Genomic DNA, 18974 nt, shown 5'->3' with positions numbered 1-18974 from the left:
CCGCTCAGGAGAACGCCATGCTGCCCCGACTCAAGATCGCCGCCCTCGTCTTCGCCCTTGCCGCCACGGCAGGGCTCGCCGCCTTCGCAGGCACCCGCGACGACGCGGGCATGCCGACTTCGCAGGCCGGCATGGCCGCGCCCGATTTCACCGGCATCGACCGCTGGCACAACAGCGCGCCGCTGACGCTCGGCCAGTTGCGCGGCAAGGTCGTGCTCGTCGACTTCTGGACGTACTCGTGCATCAACTGCATTCATACGATTCCGTACGTGAAGGAGTGGGACCGGAAGTATCGCGACCAGGGGCTCGTCGTGGTCGGCGTGCATACGCCCGAGTATCCGTTCGAGCGCGACGCGGGCAACGTCGCCGATGCGATCAAGCGCTTCGGCATCAAATATCCGGTCGCGCAGGACAACCGCTACGACACGTGGCGCGCGTACGGCAACCAGTACTGGCCCGCGCTGTACCTGATCGACGCGAACGGGAAGGTCGTCTATACGCGCTACGGCGAAGGCGAGTACGACAAGACCGACGCCGCGATTCGCGGCGCGCTCGCGCAGGCTGGTGAAGGCGCGAAGGGCGCGACCCGCACGCAGTGACGGGCCGGCGCGCGGGCGCGGCGCTTGCCCGCGCTTGCCTGCCCGTCGCGAGCGCTCACCCGCGCTTCGCGTCGGCCGCCGCGATCATCGCTTCCCCGATCGCGAGGCTGCCGTTCGCGACCAGCGCGTCGCCGGCGCCGCGGATATCGGCCTCGTCCTTGTTCTGCCCGAGCTTGCGCTTGCCGACGAGCCGCGTGATCTCGATCTGCAGCCCGACGATCGCCTGCAGCATCGCGTCGAGATAATCCGCCGGCGCGTCGCCCATCTTCCACGGCACCGGCTGCGACGCCTCGTGCGTGCGCGTCAGCCGCGCGACCACGCCGCGCACGAACTTCGCGTCGTCGCGCACCGTGATGCGGCCGTGCGCGTGCACGACCACGTAGTTCCACGTCGGCACCTGCCGGTGCGCGACATGCTTGCTCGGATACCAGGTCGGCGAGATATACGCATCGCCCGCGCGGAAGATCACGAGCACCTCGTCGCCGTTCGCGACGTCCTGCCAGACCGGATTCGCGCGCGAGACGTGCGCGTGCAGTTCGCCGAGCCCGCCGTCGCCGGGCAGCAGCTCGAACGGGATGTGATTCGCGTCGAGCCCGCTCTTGCCGTGCGTGATCAGGCTGCCGAACGGATGCTGCACGATCAGCTCGCGCAGCGCGTCGGGGTTGGGCTCGTTGAAATCGGCGGGGACGTACATGGCGGCTCCACGGTCATGCGGGGGTGGGATTGGATCGGGCGCTGGCCCGTCATGCGCCGATTGTGGCGCCAAACTGGTTTATGCTGTAGAGCCGGTTTGAAACAATTTCAGCGGACCAGAATCATGGCAAGAACGACGCGGAACGTCGACATCCCGTCGCTCGGCGCGCTCGATCGTGCAGCCGGCGACCTGAGCCGCCAGCTCGCGCAGGCGCTGCGCGACGCCGTGCGGCGCGGCGACGTCCATCCGGGTGACGCGCTGCCGTCCACACGGCTGCTCGCCGCGTCGCTGCAGGTGGCGCGCGGCACCGTCGTCGATGCGTACGCGCAGCTCATCGCCGAAGGCTTTCTCGAATCGCGTGGCGGCGCGGGCACGCGGGTCGCGAGCGCGCTCGCGCTCGCCGAGCCGCCGCCCGTCAACGCGCCCGTCAACGCGCCCGAGCCGCCTGCCCGGCGCCGACCGCCGGCGCATACCGGCCTCCCCGAGCCGGCCGCCACCTTCGCGCGAATCGCCGGCGAATTCCGTCCGCTGCCGGCCATGCCGTTCGCGATCTCGGTGCCGATCGGCCTCACCGCGCCCGACGACATCTGGCGCAGGCTCGGCAACCGCCTGCGCGCACGCGGCGCCGGCGCACCGTCCGGCTATGCCGATCCGCAAGGCGCGCTGCCGCTGCGCGAAGCGATCGCCGACTACGTGCGCCGCTCGCGCTCGGTGCGCTGCCATGCCGACCAGGTCGTGATCACGAGCGGCACGCAGCAGGGGCTGCATCTCGCGAGCCAGGTGCTGCTCGGCGCGGGCGATCAGGCGTGGGTCGAGAATCCGGCCTATCGCGGCATCACCGCGCTGCTCGACAGCACCGGGCGGCGCGACGCGATGGTGCGGGTGCCGGTCGACGCCGACGGAATCGACGTCGACGCCGGCATCCGTCTCGCGCCGCATGCGCGGGTCGCGTTCGTCACGCCGTCGCACCAGTATCCGCTCGGCATGCCGCTCAACATGGCGCGGCGCAATGCGCTGCTCGCCTGGGCGCGTGCGCAACGCGCGTGGGTGGTCGAGGACGATTACGACAGCGAGCTGCGCTACGAAGGCCATCCGTTCCCGTCGCTGCAGGGGCTCGACCCCGACCGCGTGATCTACCTCGGCACGTTCAGCAAGATCCTGTTTCCATCGCTGCGGCTCGGCTACGTGATCGCGCCCGACGATCTCGTGCCCGCGTTCTGCGGCGCCCGCGTGCTGATGGATCGTCATGTGCCGACCGCCGACCAGCACGTGCTGGCCGCGTTCATCGCGGAAGGCCACCTCGACCGCCACATCCGCCGCGTGCGCGGCGTGTATGCGGAACAGCGCGCGCTGCTGATCGACACGCTCGGTGCGCGGCTGCCGCGCGAACGGGCGTGGGTGCAGCCGGGCGATCAGGGGATGCACGTCGTGCTGTGGCTCGCGGAAGGGATCGACGATCTCGACGTGGTCGAGCGCGCCGCGCAAGCCGGCGTCGCGGTGCGCGCGGTGTCGCCGATGTTCGCGCCCGGTACCGCCCGCCCGGGGCTCGTGCTGGGCTTCGGCGGGTTCGGCCGCGCGCAGATGGAGGCGGCCGCGCAGCGGCTCGCGGAGGTGGTCGCAATGGCCGCCGACGGCGCCGTGGCGCGCTGACCGGAGGAGCTTCGAGCGCTGGCGGGCCGGCCACGATTCGTCGGGAGAATCGCGCCACGCCGCGCCGTAAAAGGTTGTCGGCGGGCAACAAACGTAATCGTCTGTAAATCCTGCAAGCAAACGGCCGTTTTGGCGGGCGTCGCACGCGTGCCGTTTGCTAGGATCGCGCCTCTTCCATCCGCGCTCCTGTCGCCTTGAATCGCTTCGTGCCGCTTCTCCGACACGCGTGGCGCCGTTGCCGCGCCCGCGTCACACCGTTCGCCGCCGCCAGCGGCGCGCGCCTCCGCGCGCTGGGCGCCGGTGCGCTGCATCGCCTGCGCCATCCGACGCGCCGCGGCGTCGCGCTGACGCTCGCCGCGATCCCGGTGCTGGGCCTGCTGGTGCTGCTCGCGTTCGTCCCGTTCACGCCGAGCATCGGCGACATCCGCAAGGCGCGCATCGACCGTCCCGCGCGCGTGCTGTCCGCCGACGGCCAGCTGATCGCCGAGTTCCGGCCCGTCAACCGCGAATGGGTGCCGCTCAAGCAGATCTCGCCGCACATGGTCGACGCGCTGATCGCGACCGAGGACCACCGTTTCTACGCGCATCACGGCATCGACGTGCGCCGCACGCTCGCGGCCGGGCTGCACACGTTCTCGGGCGACCGCCAGGGCGGCTCGACGATCACGCAGCAGCTCGCGCGCAACCTGTATCCGGATGAAGTCGGCCGCGCGCCGACGCTCACGCGCAAGGTGAAGGAGCTGATCACGGCGTTCAAGATCGAGTCGGTGTACAGCAAGGACGAGATTCTCGAGACCTACCTGAACACCGTGCCGTTCCTGTACAACGCGTACGGCGTCGAAATGGCCGCGCGCACCTACTTCGGCAAGTCGGCCGACCAGCTCGACATCGTCGAAAGCGCGACGCTCGTCGGGATGCTGAAGGGCAACAGCTACTACAACCCGGTGCTGAACCCGGAGCGCGCGGTACAGCGGCGCAACATCGTGCTCGACCGGATGGCGCAGATGCACATGCTGACGCCGCAGCAGCTCGCGAAACTGCAGCGCCAGCCGCTGCGCGTCGACTTCGAGCCGCAGTCGGGGCAGCCCGGCCTCGCCCCGCACTTCGCGGTGCAGTTGCGCAAATGGCTGATCGCGTGGGCCGATCGCAACAACTACGATCTGTACTCCGATGGACTCGTCGTGCACACGACGCTCGACGCGCGGCTGCAGGACATGGCGACGCAGGCGCTGACGCGGCAGACCGAACGGCTGCAGGCGATCGCCGATAGCGCGTGGCGCGGCCCGTCCGGCTGCGGGCTGCGCAACGACCTGTTCCGCGGCTTCATCCGCCAGACGCCCGACTATCGGCAGGCGCGCGACACGGGGCTGACCGACGTCGTGGCACTGAAGCGGCTCGGCGCCAATCGCGATTTCATGCGCGCGCTGTGCGAGCGCAAGACGCAGGTGCAGGCCGGCTTCGTCGCGATCGATCCGCGCAACGGCGCGATCCGTGCGTGGGTCGGCAGCCCGGATTTCGGCAGCGAGCCGTTCGATCACGTGTCGCAGGCACGGCGCCAGCCCGGCTCGACGTTCAAGCCGTTCGTCTATGGCGCCGCGTTCGCGGACGGCATGCGGCCGGGCGATACGTTCGTCGACCGCCCCGTCGCGATCCCGATCGACGGGCGCGCGGTCTGGCGCCCGACCGATGCCGAGCCGCCGACCGATGAGCCGATGACGCTGCGCGATGCGCTCGCGCTGTCGCGCAACCGCATCACCGCGCAGGTGATGCAGCACGAAGGCGCCGCGAAGGTCGCGCAGCTCGCCCGCGCGATGGGCGTGCGCGAAAGCCCGCTCGACGCGGTGCCGTCGCTCGCGCTCGGCACGAGCCCCGTCACGCTGAAGGAGATGGTGTCCGCGTACGGCACGATCGCGAACCGCGGCGTGTACGTCGCGCCGCAGATGATCACGCGCATCGAGGATCGCGACGGCAAGGTGCTCGCCGTCTTCGGCAGCGCGCCGCCCGAACGTGCGTTGCCCGAGCCCGCCGCGCAGACGCTGGTCGACGTGATGCGCGATGTCGTCGATCGCGGCACCGGCGCCGACATTCGTTCACGGTATGGCATTCGCGTCGACGTCGCCGGCAAGACGGGCACGACGCAGGACAACGCGGACGGCTGGTTCATCCTGATGCATCCGCAGCTCGTGGCCGGCGCGTGGGTCGGCTTCGACGACGGCAGCGTCACGCTGCGCAGCGACTACTGGGGCGCGGGCGCGCACAGCGCGCTGCCGATCGTCGGCAGTTTCTACGATGCGGCGCTGCGCGCGAAGGCGATCGATCCGCACGCGCAGTTCTCGCCGGATTTCCGGCCGCGCAGCGCGCCGGCGCCGCGCCGGCGCACGCCGCATCCGGGGCTGTTCGACTGGCTGAGGTTCTTCCGCTGATCGGGGTGCCGGCGCGCCACGCCGGCCTCCACGACAACGGCTCGGCCTATCGACGCGTCGTCGTCGCTTGCCCGTCCGCGTAGAGCCATACGGGCACGCCGTCGTCGCGCAATGCGGCGACCGGCTCGCCCAGGCTCCAGCTCTGCGCGACCGCGACACGGCGGACGAACCACGGCATCAGCATCGCGTGTCCGTCGGCGGCGTCGCGATCGTCGTCGAACAGCGCATCGTCACCGATGCGCGTGTAACGCGCCGGATGCAGCACGGTGCCGTCCGCGCGAAGCACCGTCGCCCGCACGTCGTCGCCGCCCTCCTCCACCCAGGCCAGCCAGCCGTGATCGGCGCCCCAGAACAGGCCGGCCACGTCGTCGTAGTGCCCCTGCACGAGCGTCGCGCCCGTCTCGAGATCGCAGACCGCGAGTTGCACCGGCTCGCCCGGCAGGACACCGATCGCGTATCGCGTGAACAGCTCGCCCGGCACGGTTTCGTCATCGGACAACCACGGCAGCGCCCCCATGTTGACGAAGTCGAACGGCGTCAGCACGCGGCCCTGTCCGTCGACGATCGCGCAACGCCCGTCGTCGCGCCGCACGATATGGCGGATCGCGCCGAGTTCGGTCAGCATGTCCGTCCGTTCGTCGTCGATCAGCCTGGCGACTTCCGCATAATGCGGCTCGACGACGACGCGGCCTTTCGCATCGACGAGGCCGACGTGACCGTTGCGCCGCGCGACGAAGGCGCCGCATTCGGACGACCATTCGAGCGCGTCCCACTCGGGCTGCGCGCGCCATTGCCCGTCGCGCCCGATCAGCCCCCACCGTTCGCCTTCGGATACCGCCGCGACGGTGCCGTTCTCGAATTCATGCGCATCGTCGAAACGCGGCGGAATCGCCCACGCACCGCGCGTGTCGACGAAGCCCCAGCGGCCGTCCAGGCTCGCGGAGGCGACCCCGTCCGTGAAATCGCCGAAGTCGTCGAGCGACGGTTCGAGCACCCACGTGCCGTCCGTGCGCACGAGTCCGAACCGCTCACCGACGCGCACGCAGGCGACGTCGCCGCTGAAATCCCACACGGCGTCGAACGACGGTTCGCGCACGATCCGCATCTCGTCGCCATCGCGGTCGACATCGCCGTCGGCGAACAGCAGGCCGACCTTCCCGTCGCGCGCGGCCCACAGTAGCCGGTCGTCACGCGCGCCGCTCGCCCACAGGTTCGTCCACTCGGGCGGCACGATCACGTGCCACGCATCGTCGGTTTCACGTCGCACACCCCACAGCCCGTTGCGTGCACGAAAGCTGAACATGCCGTAGCCGAGCCGGTCGCCGTGCACTTCGCCGGCGTCGAACAGCTCGGCAAACGTCACGCCGCGCGGCGGCTGCTGACGAACGAAATAGTGATGCAACAGGCCGCCGAACCCGAAGCCCCACGCCCAGTCGCGCCAGTCGGGCGGCGACTCGATCTCGAGCGCATCGCGCACGCCGCGCACGTCGCGGAAATCCATGCAGTTCGCGACCTGCCACCACAGCCGCGTGCAGGTATCGCGTTCCTGGTCGATGTAGTCGTTCGGATCGCCGCCGTCGAGCCACGACAACTCGTCGAGATTCGCGGAAAACCGGGGTGCGCCGTGCGCGTCGCCGAACGCATCGATCGATTCGCCGAGATGACGCACGACCGCATCGAACTGGCGCGCGAGCGCAGGATCGTCGCCGGGCAGCGGATACGCGACGACGAACGACGCGAGCCGGCTGAGTCGCGCAAGCGCGGTGCGCGCGTCGCTGGCGAGATTCGGCGTGCCGGCATCGCCGAATATGCGCTGATCGGTGATCGCGTCGCCCGCGCCGCCGTCGGCGAGCAGCACGCGCCACAGCAGCGGAAAGTGATTGTTGGATTCCGCGAGCGCGATCGTTCGCGCGTCGTCGCCGTCACCGGCCTGGAGATACAGCCATGATCGATTGCCCATTGGAAGGGTCGCCCTCGTCTTTATTGTTGCTGTTGTCGTGTCGGCGCTCATTATAGGAGCGCGCGATGACGAAGACGGTTGCCTGTAGAACGCCGCGCGCCGGATTAGTCCATCCGGACGAAGCGGACTTGCCGCGCGCCGCGCACCATCGTCGTCATCGCTCAACGAGGGGGAACCGGCATGACCCACGGCGCAGTCGCGATCGCGATCCTGCTGTACCGCTACGCGGAATTGCTCGACGCCGGCGGCCTGCCGGGCGTCGCGAGGCTGTTCCGGCACAACGAGTCGCCGGCCGGTTGAAGCACCAGCCGGCGTATGACGCAGCCGCGCTCAGGCCGCCGCGAGCGTACCTGCCAACGCATCGAACTCCGGCGCCCACGCCGCACGCCACGCGGCCTTCGTCGCGTCGTCCACCCACGCGCCGTCGATCCCGTTCAGCATGAACTGCTTCAGCTCGGCCACGGTGAAGCCGAAATGGCTGAACATCAGCTCCCACGCCTCCGACGGATTGACCTTGTGCAGCGTCGGATCGTCGGTGTTCGGATGAATCTTCAGCCCGAGGCCCGGCATCTTGCGCATCGGATGCAGTTCCGCCCATTGCTCCGGCGGCAGCGTGCGCAGGTAGTACGAATTCGTCGGCACGACCGTGAAGACGATTCCGCGCTCCGCATAGCGCGCGCACAGCTCCGGGTTGTCGACGATCGTGTAACCGTGATCGACGCGATCGACCTGCAACAGATCGACGGCCGTCTCGACGTTGCGCCACGGCATCCCGAACTCGCCCGCATGCGCGGTCGTGCGAAAGCCCGCCGCGCGTGCATTGCGGTAGGCCTTCCAGAACAACTCCGGCGGCCGGTCGTTCTCGCGATAGTCGATCCCGAGCCCCGCGACTTCGTCCGCGCGGTTCGCCTTCATCCATTCGACGAGCGCCACCGCTTCGTCCGGATCCTGCTCGCGGTCGATGCTCGGAATCAGGCGCGCGCCGATCCCGAAGTCGCGTGCGGCGTCGCGAATCCCCGTCACGATCGCGGCCTGCGCATCCGCATACGCGATACCCGACACGCGCACCGTACCCGTCGGATTCCAGAAGAATTCCGCATGCCGGACGTGGTGCGCGGCCGCATCCTCCAGATACTCGTAGGCGATCCGCCGCAGGTCGTCGGGCTGCGTGAGCAGATACCGGTCGAGCGCGCGCAGCACGTGCAGCACGCCGACCGGCTTCTCGCCGCGCGCATAGAACGCGTCGATCTCCGCGCGCTCGATCGGTGCGCCGCTGCGCGCCGCGAGTGCGACGAACGTGTCGTGCCGCACCGCGCCGAGCAGGTGGCAATGCAGCTCGACCTTCGGCAGCGCGTGGAAGAAGGCCCGATGGGCCGGCGTGATCTCGATGCCCGTGCGCGCGGCCGGGACGTTACCTGGTGTTGCCTTCATTGCAGTCTCGTTATGGGTAGTGCCGATGCGTCGCGAAAGCCGTCTCTCAGTGCGGCTTCACGACGGTCCAGAAGTAGTAGCCGAGCGGAAGCGCGAGCACGACGAGCCCCCACGACACGTCGCGCCAGCGACCGGCCAGCAGCTTGACGAGCACGTAGCACAGCAGCCCGCCCGCGATACCGGTGCCGAAGCTGTTCGACATCAGCGTGAGCAGCACCATCGACATCACGGGCAGCGCATCGGTGAAGTCGTCGAAATGCGTATGGCGGATCGTCGCGAACATCGACAGCCCGATCAGGATCAGCGCCGGCGCGGTCGCCTCTTTCGGGATCGCGAGCGCGACCGGCACGAACAGCAGCATCGCGGCGAACAGCACGGCCGCCGCCAGCGACGACAGCCCGCTGCGGCCGCCGGCCTCGACGCCCGCCGCCGATTCGATCAGCGCGGTCAGCGCGGGAATGCCGAACACGGGCCCGAGCGTCGCCGCAAGCGAATCGACGAGAAACGGCCGGTTGATGTTCGGCAGGTTGCCCTGTTCGTCGAGCAGGTTCGCCTTCGCGCCGACCGCGAGCGCGGTGCCGAGCGTCGAGAAGAATTCCGCCGCGAAGAACGCGAACAGGTACGGCGCGGCCGCGAGGCTCAACGCGCTGCCGATGTCGAGCTTGAACGCGATCGGCGCGATGCTGTGCGGCAGCGACACGAACGACGCGGGCAGATGCGTGACGCCGAGCGGCACGCCGGCCGCGGCTGCGACGAGGATCGCGATCAGGATCGCGCCGGGCACCTTGCGCGCCTGCAGCACGATCGCGACCGCGAGGCCGATCAGCGCAACGAGCGCGCCCGGCCGCGAGAAGTCGCCGAGCGCGAACGCGTTGGTCTTCGCGTTCGCGACGACCATGCCCGCGTTGCGCAGCCCGAGCATCGTCACGAACAGCCCGATCGATGCGCCGAGCCCGAGCTTGATCTGCACCGGAATCAGCCGCACCACGACGCCGCGCGCGCCGAGGATCGTCAGCAGGAAGAACAGCACGCCCGACACGCAGGCGATGCCGAGGCCCGTCTGCCAGCCGACGTGCTCGGTCGTCGCGAGCGTCACGCCGATGATCACCGAGCCGCCGATGCCGGGGCCGACGAGGAACGGCAGGTTCGCGTAGAGCCCCATCAGCGTGGTGAACAGCACGAACACGATGATCGTCGCGGTCGTCGCCGCGCCGCGCTCCATGCCGCCCGTCGCGAGCAGCGACGGGATCACGACGAGCAGGTACGCGGCCGCGAGAAACGACGTGACGCCCGCGATCGTCTCCGTGCGCACGCTCGTGCCGCGCGCGGCGAGCGCGAAGCGGCGTTCGAGCCAGTTGGCCGGCACGCGCGCCGGCATCGTGTCAGTCGCTGACATGGTGGTTCTCCTGTGATTCCGAATATTGTCCTGTGTCGATTCACGCAGCGCGGTCTTATACTGCCGCGTACCGCATCCCGACCGTTATTGCCCGATGTCGTCCGACCGCTCGTCGCTGCTGCCCGCGCTCACGCTGCGGCAGGTCCAGCACTTCGTCGTGCTCGCCCACGCACGCAGCTTCACGCAGGCCGCGCAGGCGCTGTCGCTCACGCAGCCCGCGCTCACCGCGTCGATCCGCCAGATCGAGTTCCTGCTCGGCGGGCGCCTGTTCGCGCGCTCCGCGCACCGGCTTACGTTGACGTCCGCGGGCGAAGCCGTGCTGCCGCTCGCCGAACGCCTGCTCAACCAGGCGCGCGGCACCTTCGACGACATGACGCGGCTCATCGGCGAACGCATCCAGACCGTGCGCATCGCGTTCATCCCGTCGGTCGCGGGCCGCCTGCTGCCCGCGCTCAATGCACTGCGCGACGCGCATCCGACGCTGCGCTTCACCCTCACCGACCTGCCGAACAGCGCGCTCGTCGAAGCCGTGCGCGACAGCGTCGCGGATCTCGGTATCGGCGTGCGCGAACCGGACAGCGACGACGGCACGCTGCGCTACCAGCAGCTCTTCGAGGACGAGATCGTGATCGTCGTGCGGCATGACGATCCGCTGGCCCGCGCGAAGAGCGTCACGTGGGCCAGACTCGTCGATCGCGAGCTCGCGGTGTTCGTGCGCGGCAGCGTCAGCGAATCGCTGCATCGCACCGGCGGCGCCGAGAAGCTGCGCCTGAACGTCACGTACCGGATGGAATACACCGAGCCGCTCTACGCGCTTGCACGCAACGGCCTCGCGACCGCCGTGCTGCCGAGCCTCTACACGATGCATCTGCACGATCCCGAACTCGTCGCGCTGCGCGTCGACAAGCCGCGCGTCACGCGCGCGATCTCGCTGATCTCGCTCACCGGCGACGATCGCGGCCCGCACGTGCGGGCGTGCCGCGAATGGATTGCGAAGCACATCTGATTGCCTTCAGGGCAGCTTCGCGATGCGCTCGACGAGCGCTGCGTAGAAGCGGTCCGCATCGACCTCGTTGATCCACGTCGCGTTCGCGGCGCGGCCGCTGCGTCCGTTCCAGTCGACGACGGTCTCGCCGAGCGTCCACTGCCCGGTCGTCTCGACCATCACGTTCACCTTGCGCCCGCCGAACAGCGTCGGATCGACGAGATAGCCGACCGCGGTCGGGTCGTACATCGGCGCATCTTCGACGCCGCGCCGCTTCTTGTTGTACGCGAGTTCGGCGTCCATGATGTCCGCGACGATCGCGCCGCAGCGGTTGCCGAGCGCGCGAAACGGCGCGACGCGCGCCGGCGTGATCGGCGCTTTCACCGCGACGTCGCGCGGCAGCACGACGATCGGCACGCCGCTGCCGAATACGACTTCGGCCGCCTGCGGGTCGACGTAGATATTGAATTCGGCGGCCGGCGTGATGTTGCCGCGCTCGAAGAACGCGCCGCCCATCAGCACGATTTCGCGCAGCGCGCCGCGAATCTGCGGCGCTTCGACCAGCGCGGTCGCGAGGTTCGTCAGCGGGCCGAGCGCGCACAGCGTCACGCTGCCCGGCGCTGCGCGGCTCAGCGTATCGACGAGATACGACACCGCATGACCGGCAGCCAGCGGTGCGCGCGGCTCGTGCAACTCGACGCCTTCGAGCCCGGTCTTGCCGTGCACGTTCGCGGCCGTCACGAGGTCGCGCACGAGCGGACGCGGGCAGCCTGCGTAGACGGGCAGCGTCTTCGTGCGGCCGGCCCAGTCGCGAATGATCCGCGCATTGCGTTCGGTCAGGTCGAGCGGTACGTTGCCGGCGACGGCGGTCAGCGCGCGCACGTCGAGCCTGTCTTGCGCGCCCAGCGCGAACAGGATCGCGATCGCGTCGTCCTGCCCGGGGTCGGTATCGATGATCACCGTGCGGCGCGCGGCGTCGCCGCCGGCCGCGAACGCGCCCGTTTCGGGCAGCAGCGCGGTGCCGGCCAGCGCGGCGGACAGTTTCAGGAAGGTGCGGCGGGAGGCGATCGGATGGGTCATGGTCGGGCGCTCAGAAAACATGCCGGACGCCGAGCGTCGCCATCATCTGGCGCGTGCCGGTCGAGCGTGCGTACGCGAAGATCTGCGCATGGTCCGCGTCGCCGGCCGCCTGCTGCGCGATCACCGTCAGCGCGACGTCGGTGCGTTTCGACAGGAAGTAATCGGCCTGCAGGTTCACCTGGTGCCATTTCGGCCGCTTGTCGATCACGTCGTACTTGCCGTTCGTGAACGCATACGCGGCGCCGAGGAAGAGCTGCGGCGTCATCGTGTAGACGACGTTCACGCCGAGGTTCTGCAGGTGCAGGTGCGAATTGTCGAGGTAATCGTAGCGCACGTCGGTAAACATCGCCGCGAACTGCGCGCGGCCGATCGTGTAGAAGCCGCCCGTGCCCGCGATCCGCTGCCGGCTCGCGTAAGCCGCCGGCGACATCGCGCTCTTGCTGAAGATCAGCAGCGGCGACGCGTAGTCGTTCGCGATCGCGCCGTCCTGGTTCGTCGCGCTGTACGGATGGTTGTACTGCGCGTAGACCGCGCTCCAGCGCAGCGCGCCCTGCTCGTAGCCGAGCCCGAAGCTGTATGCGCTGTTGTTCGCGAAGCCGGTCGCGTTGCTGAAGCCGTACAGCGCGGTGAGTTTCAGGCCGTAGTAGACGGGGCTCACGTACTTCACCGAGTTCTGCACGCGGATGTCGTTGTAGCCGTTGTCGTTGTCGCCGATGTTCACGCCGTTGCTCGCGATGATCACCGGCCCGATGTAGTCGTGGATCGCGTCGTACTGGCGGCCGAACGTCAACGCGCCGTAGGTGCGGTCGGCCAGGCCGACGTAGGCCATCCGCCCGAACTCGCGGCCGTTCTGCGCGGCCGTGCCGGTCATCACGTTGAAGCCGTTCTCCAGCTGGAAGATCGCGGACAGCCCCTGCCCGAGATCCTCCTTGCCCTTCAGCCCCCAGCGCGGATTCTGGTTCGTGCCGGACAACGCCTGCCAGGCGTTCTTGCCGCCCTGGTTGGTCGCGAACCCGACACCGGCCGAAATGAGACCGTACAGCGTGATGCTGCTTTGCGCACAGGCATGCGTCGCGAAGGCGCCGAGCATCGCGAGCGGAGCGAGCTTGTAGAGAGTTTTCATCGGGTCGTGTGATCGGTGGTGGTCCAGGCGCGGCAGGGTTCCGCGAAACTGGCCTCGACTATACGAACCCGGATCGGATAATAAAAGTTTGCTTTTATTATGGTTCAATAAAACGGATTTATTCTCATCCAGATCGCTCCCGTGCCCGCCTCGCCGGCCGTCAATCCGCCGTGTCGCCGCCCTTCGGCAGCTGCGACCACGCCTTGCGCCCCGGCAACGGCGACCATGCCGGCCGCGTCTTGCGTGCGCTGTCGATCACGACCAGGTAGCGGCCCGCGATCGGCGTGATGTCGCGATCGCGGCGCAGCACCCACAGCGACTTGCCGGCCTCGACGCGCGCCTGGTAGTCGTCGTCGAGCAGGCCGTGCCGGTCGAAGAACGTGTTCAGCGACGCGGGAATGCGCACGCACCCTTTCGAGTGCCGGATGCCCAGCAGCGCTTCGAGGCGATCGGGATCGGTCGCATGCATCTGGAACCGCATCGGCGACACGCCGCCCTTGCCCCACCCGCGCTCGCCGTCCACCCAGCCGAAGTCGTAGATGCGCATGTCGCGGTGCCCATAGCCGCGAATGCCGTTCTCGTTCGTCGTGCCTTCCGCGCGGAAATCCATGTTGTCCGGCGAGTGATGGAACACGCCGAGCGGCGTCAGGAAATGGTCGTACGTGCCCGGCAGCCCGGTGCCGACCGGCGATGCGCCGATCATCATCCACGCGTTGGCCGGCGTCGCGCGGAAGTAGATGAACAGCGCCTGGACGTTCGGTGCGCGGTCGACCATCGCGATGTATTCGCCGGCCAGGTTGCCGAGGTCAGCGTCGTCGAGCGCCTTCTGGAGACGCTCGCCGTACGCGCGTTGCTCGCTTGCCGGTACGTTCAGGCGCCGCGTGACTTCCTGTGTGAAGCGCTTGCGCATGTCGATCGCGCGCGCCGTCGCATCCTTTGCCTCTTCGGCGGACAGGGGCGGATGCTGGCGCGGCGGTGTCGGTGCGGGTGGCTCGGTCTCGCTGGCAGGCGTGGCGGAAGCGGCGGATGCAGGTGCGGCGGTGGATGCGGCCGATGCGCCCGATGCACTCGATGCGCCCGACGCCGGGCTGGCAGGCTCTGCGGGACGCACATGTGATGCCGCAGCCGCGGGCTTCGCCGCCGACGCTCCCGACGATGCATGCGCCGCCGAAGCGGGATGCACTCGAGAAGCTGCCGATGCGGGTGTCTCGATTGATGAGGATGACGTAGCGACGGGCGCCGATGCGTCGGACGCCGCAAAGGCAGGCCGCTCGACAAGCACGGAGATCGGCAGTGCCGCAGCGATCCCAATACACGCAGCGGCGACACGGGCAAGGCAACGCGGCTTCGCAAATCGCCGCGTGAAGCTGAAAGGCATCATACGTTCGAAGCCATCGGCCGATCCGGCCGCCGCATGCTGCTGTTGCGGGCGGCGCATCTTCCGCGCGAACCATCGACACGTCCGGCGCATCGTGTGCGCCCGGCGCCGACGCCTCTTCGCGTCGGAGCCGTTCGCTGTTGCAACGCGGTCGGTCCGATGGCGGCTAATGAGTCGTCAGGCCCTTCATTCTACGCGTCCATGCAAGAATCGGCAGGGGCGAGCGTCGCGGTTTTGCGCTTCGTCACGCTTTGTTTCAACTTTGTTTCAACTCGTTGCCGCTTGCTTTTTCGTTACGTGGCAGTCTGATTCGCTGTGCGTTAGCGATCGATACAAGAAGCGGAGTGCTTCGTGAAGGCACGACTGGATCTACAAATCGATTCGGATACCAAATCACTCGCCAAACGCAGTACGCACCCTACGCGCGATGCAATCTACATCGCATCGCACGCACGCCGCGCGAACCATGCAGCATGCGTGCGCAACCACCGGTTACTTCGAGATGGTTTCGAGCGCGATGCCCTTCGTGCGCGGCCCCATGAATCCGATCGCGGCCATCACGATCACCATCGCGCCCGCGATGAACGCGAACACGCCGAACGTACCGAAGCCCTTCAGCACGGCCGCGATCACGAACGACGAGAAGATCGCCGAGAAGCGGCTCCACGAATAGACGAAGCCGACGGCCCGCGCGCGGATCGACGTCGGGAACAGCTCGGCCTGATACGCGTGGAAGCTGTACGACATGATGTTGCTGGCGAGCGTAAGGCCAATGCCGAGCACGATCAGGAATGCGCCCACCGTCGTCTGGCTGAACAGCAGCCCGCAGACGACGATCGCCGCCGCCATCGCGACGATCACCGACTTGCGCTCGAAGCGGTCGGCGATCACGAGGCCGATCAGCGGGCCGATCGGCGCGGCAAGCGCGATCACGCTCGAATACATCAGGCTCGACGTGATCGTGATGCCCTGCTTGATCAGCAGCGTCGGCACCCAGTTCGCGAAACCGTAGAACCCGACCGTCTGGAACACGTTGAAGATCGTCATCATGATCGTGCGGCTGCGATACGGCTGCACCCACATGTCGCGGAAGCTGCCGCGCGGCGGCACGGGCTCGGCAGGCGCGGGCGGCGGCAGCGGCCGGCCGTATTCGGCTTCGACCTTCGCCTCGAGCGCACGCATGATGCGATCGGCTTCTTCGACCCGGCCCTGCTGCGCGAGCCAGCGCGGGCTTTCCGGCAGTTCGCGGCGAATCCACCACACGAACAGCGCGCCGTGTGCACCGATCAGCACGACCCAGCGCCAGCCGTCGAGGCCGAACGGGGCGTGCGGCACGAGCAGGTACGCGAGGAACGCGACCACCGGCACCGCGACGAACCCGACCGCCTGCTCGCACGCGAATGCGCGGCCGCGGATCTGCTTCGGGACGAGCTCGGAGATGTACGTGCCGATCGTCACCATCTCGACGCCGAGGCCGAGACCGACGACGAAGCGCCAGAAGTTCAGCCCGGCGGCGGTGTCCTGGAACGCCATCACGACGTTGGCGGCCGTGTACCACAGCAGCGACCACGTGAAGATCGCGCGACGGCCGAAGCGGTCGGCGAGGAAGCCGCATGCGATCGTGCCGATGAAGAGCCCGGAGAACAGCGCGGCGATGAAGCTCGCGACGCCCGTGGTGCCGAACAGGCCGTGCGTCGTTGCCGACAGGATGCCGCTTTTCACGAGGCCGGGGGCGACGTAGCCGCTATAGAGCAGGTCGTAGAGCTCGAAGAAGAAGCCGAGGCTCAGCAGGACGACGAGTTTCCAGACGGTGCGGGTGGGCGGCAGGCGGTCGAGGCGGGCCGAGATGGAGCCGGGGTCGATCGCCGCGACGCGGGTGACGGCCGCTGCGGCGAGCGGGTCGGGCTGGGTGGATGCCATGGTGGCAAGTCTCCGGATTCTTGATTGTCTTGGCGCTACCAGAGGGGCGTTGGCGAGCGGCTTCGCGCATTTTAGCGAGGCGAGCGGCGGAACACATCAGTCATCTGACGCTCGGTCGCGCGCCGCAACGCATAGGAGCAGCCTTGATCAAGCCAGTTCCACCGTCACTGGCGATCGGAGCACAACGTCATACGGGCTTCACCGCCGGCCAATCGACGCTCTCTGCATCCAGAAATTCGACTCCCTTGATGCCACCCCTGATGGCTTCGTGGCGAAATTCCTCGGAGCAGATCAGCGCGTTGCTGCTCCCTTCCATGCCGATCAGCTTGAAGATAGGGCATGCGAAATCGTCGGATACAACCAGTTTCCTTATTCTTGCAATTCCGCCAAATTTCCCGTCTACAAACTTCGATTCGCCGCCGTCCACCTCTTCAGGTCGAAAGCTCGGGAAGATTGCAACGCAATAGCCGTCTCTCGATGCGAGCGTTCCTTCCAAAGACAAAATCCTGACCGGTGCGACGTCCACCATCGGCACGTTCAGTTCAGAAACGACCGCACCAAATCTTTCGCTCATCAGGTAATGAAAACCCAAGTCTGCGCGGACATCGAAATCGTACCGATCGTCTTGGGTGATGAAGACGACGCCATCCGGAAATTTTTCGTGCGCCTTCCCGCGCGACGGGTTTGCATACCAGGGGAAGTATCCGACGCCTACACTCGTGGTGTCCTGATAGTACTTGTCGTACAGCGCGCCATTCAGCATGCCGATCGGGCATCCCGGGTCCGCTCTTTGAGACAGAACGTAATACTTCGCGGCAGACAGTTCCTCGCCCGGCAAATCCAACTATCGCTAATCCCAAGCATCAACAGAAGTACTCGCGCCCCTTTTGTACCACCGGCCTCATCTGGCAGTCTTGCTTCTCACATTGACATTGGGTCCGTGCGCACAAACAACACGAAGCCACCGGACTTTTGATCAACGGCTCCGAGTGGCGCGACCTTGGATTCACCTCTCCCCAAGCGTCAAGCCTTTGAGATTCACCAACAGATCGGTCAGCGAGTCAGCCGATCTCTCCAAAAAATTCGGGTTCATTACCCCCATCCCCACTTCAAATACTTCTCCGGCAGAGTTAATCAGAATTGCTTGGCCACCGCCATCATCTCCGATCATAAAATATCCAGGAATATACTTCTGGACTTCATATTTGACATTTCTCTCAGGAAAAATTTCTATTTCATGAAGAGCCAAGCAACCCGCCGAATTTAGACCGTTAGTAATCGAAAGAAATTCAACGCATTCTTTAGAAAAAGACAACCCAGCCTTCGCCTCTGCAACATTAATCTGGCTAAGGGTCGCCGGGATTCTGAGTTCGAAGTGTTGGCCAAGATACGCTTTGTTTAGCATTGAAAGCTCTCAAACAGTCGAAATATTTGTTATTCTGCCGTATCGCTCGTCGCACGACAGCTTCTTGGACACCTGCCGCCCTCATCTGCCGAGCAGCCTCGTTAAGTTCTGTCCGTACATCCGTATTGAAGCCATTTTGATTTTGGAATGCCCACTGCATACCCGAGATTTGGGTGTGGACGGATCCCGAAGTGCTCGGCATCTCGCTGATGCCTTCTTTATCTAGTCAAACGCGAGGGGAAACGTATGCTTCATGTGCCCCGCCTTGTCGGCTACCACCTTCATCGCACCGATCCCTCGCGCCTTTACCGATTTACATGAAATCTAGCCAAGTTGAAGAAAGAATTTACCTAACTCTGCGCTCTTCCTCTCAAGCTCAGCACTATCAACAAACAGATATCCCATACCATCTGAAAGTATGCCCTTATAATTCGGCAGCGCCAAATCAAGGTCACCACCGTATATCGACATTCTTCTATGCATGCATGGCACTGCAATTGAGCGCTGCAACCATGCATCTACTCCGTCAATTTTCGAGGCAAGATTCTCAGAATCGTCAGCATCACTGCTCAGTGAAATTGCGACCCCACCAACTTCGTTGATCTCACTTGCGCCTTCATTTCGGAGGGATTCACTCGCTAGGTACCCGACAACAACCGCCTCAGAGCGTCCATCCCTTTCACGAAGCTGCCGATAATGCCCAACCTGATCTCTTACGTACGGAATAAATATGGAAATCCAGAAATTATCGTCTTTAAGGTTTTCATTGAACCACCACCCGGGAAGGCTCATCAGATGAGTTAAAGGTTCGCCGTTACCAGATACGGGCCATCGAATTTCGGCCGGAAGATAAGCTCCTCCACCGACGTATGCATCACCTTTGGTCGGCCTCAAGGGGGAAAAAACCAGTTCCTTATACACTTTCACCTC

The 18974-nt window shown here is 66.5% G+C and carries 15 protein-coding genes; 4 read left to right on the top strand and 11 right to left on the bottom strand.

Features of this window, described 5'->3' with window-relative positions; translation table 11 throughout:
- The first annotated feature begins 17 nt into the window (after positions 1-17).
- Positions 18-599, top strand: coding sequence for a thioredoxin family protein (locus tag CFB34_RS06020; protein WP_089441637.1), 582 nt, complete (start codon positions 18-20; stop codon positions 597-599).
- A gap of 55 nt (positions 600-654) precedes the next feature.
- On the opposite strand, the gene CFB34_RS06015 is transcribed toward CFB34_RS06020, so the two are convergent.
- Positions 655-1293: an FMN-binding negative transcriptional regulator gene (locus CFB34_RS06015; RefSeq protein ID WP_089441636.1), complete on the bottom strand. Its 639-nt coding sequence runs from the start codon at positions 1291-1293 to the stop codon at positions 655-657.
- A gap of 123 nt (positions 1294-1416) precedes the next feature.
- Here CFB34_RS06015 and CFB34_RS06010 point away from each other — a divergent pair, with 123 nt between their 5' ends.
- Together CFB34_RS06010 and CFB34_RS06005 are read left to right on the top strand one after the other, a co-directional pair.
- Positions 1417-2943, top strand: coding sequence for a PLP-dependent aminotransferase family protein (locus CFB34_RS06010; protein WP_089441635.1), 1527 nt, complete (start codon positions 1417-1419; stop codon positions 2941-2943).
- A gap of 194 nt (positions 2944-3137) precedes the next feature.
- Entirely contained in the window at positions 3138-5366 is a 2229-nt protein-coding gene (locus CFB34_RS06005) for a transglycosylase domain-containing protein (RefSeq protein ID WP_089441634.1), read from the top strand.
- A gap of 46 nt (positions 5367-5412) precedes the next feature.
- Here the strand turns inward: CFB34_RS06005 and CFB34_RS06000 are convergent, their stop codons facing one another.
- The 3 genes from CFB34_RS06000 to CFB34_RS05990 form a co-directional block, all read right to left on the bottom strand.
- On the bottom strand, positions 5413-7326 hold the full coding sequence (locus CFB34_RS06000) for a WG repeat-containing protein (protein WP_089441633.1): 1914 nt from the start codon (positions 7324-7326) through the stop codon (positions 5413-5415).
- Between the two features lie 330 nt (positions 7327-7656).
- Entirely contained in the window at positions 7657-8757 is a 1101-nt protein-coding gene (add, locus tag CFB34_RS05995) for an adenosine deaminase (protein ID WP_089441632.1), read from the bottom strand.
- A 46-nt stretch (positions 8758-8803) separates the two neighbouring features.
- Complete coding sequence (locus CFB34_RS05990; protein WP_089441631.1) at positions 8804-10153, bottom strand: NCS2 family permease; 1350 nt, start codon at positions 10151-10153, stop codon at positions 8804-8806.
- 94 nt (positions 10154-10247) lie between these two features.
- Between CFB34_RS05990 and CFB34_RS05985 the strand changes: the two genes are divergently transcribed.
- Positions 10248-11159 (top strand): LysR family transcriptional regulator, encoded by a 912-nt coding sequence (locus CFB34_RS05985; protein ID WP_089433213.1) that lies wholly within the window; start codon positions 10248-10250, stop codon positions 11157-11159.
- 6 nt (positions 11160-11165) lie between these two features.
- Here the strand turns inward: CFB34_RS05985 and CFB34_RS05980 are convergent, their stop codons facing one another.
- From CFB34_RS05980 to CFB34_RS05950, 7 genes are all read right to left on the bottom strand, one after another.
- Complete coding sequence (locus CFB34_RS05980; protein WP_089441630.1) at positions 11166-12218, bottom strand: nucleoside hydrolase; 1053 nt, start codon at positions 12216-12218, stop codon at positions 11166-11168.
- A gap of 10 nt (positions 12219-12228) precedes the next feature.
- Positions 12229-13341, bottom strand: a complete 1113-nt coding sequence (locus tag CFB34_RS05975; RefSeq protein WP_089441629.1) for a porin — start codon at positions 13339-13341, stop codon at positions 12229-12231.
- A gap of 160 nt (positions 13342-13501) precedes the next feature.
- Positions 13502-14812 carry a hypothetical protein gene (locus CFB34_RS05970; RefSeq protein WP_089441628.1) on the bottom strand — a complete coding sequence of 437 codons (1311 nt, stop codon included), beginning with the start codon at positions 14810-14812 and terminating at the stop codon, positions 13502-13504.
- A gap of 399 nt (positions 14813-15211) precedes the next feature.
- The gene (locus CFB34_RS05965) at positions 15212-16639 is read right to left on the bottom strand and encodes an MFS transporter (protein WP_089441627.1); all 1428 of its coding nucleotides are present in this window, start codon (positions 16637-16639) and stop codon (positions 15212-15214) included.
- 187 nt (positions 16640-16826) lie between these two features.
- On the bottom strand, positions 16827-17483 hold the full coding sequence (locus tag CFB34_RS05960; protein WP_143329481.1) for a hypothetical protein: 657 nt from the start codon (positions 17481-17483) through the stop codon (positions 16827-16829).
- Positions 17484-17645: 162 nt separating this feature from the next.
- Entirely contained in the window at positions 17646-18044 is a 399-nt protein-coding gene (locus CFB34_RS05955) for an SMI1/KNR4 family protein (RefSeq protein ID WP_089441625.1), read from the bottom strand.
- Positions 18045-18368: 324 nt separating this feature from the next.
- Positions 18369-18965, bottom strand: a complete 597-nt coding sequence (locus CFB34_RS05950; RefSeq protein ID WP_089441787.1) for a hypothetical protein — start codon at positions 18963-18965, stop codon at positions 18369-18371.
- Between the last annotated feature and the right edge of the window lie 9 nt (positions 18966-18974).

The sequence above is a fragment of the Burkholderia sp. HI4860 genome (assembly GCF_002223045.2).
GTDB lineage: Bacteria > Pseudomonadota > Gammaproteobacteria > Burkholderiales > Burkholderiaceae > Burkholderia.
The sequence above is the reverse complement of the archived record's forward strand: the minus strand, read 5'-3'. Positions and strand labels throughout refer to the sequence as shown.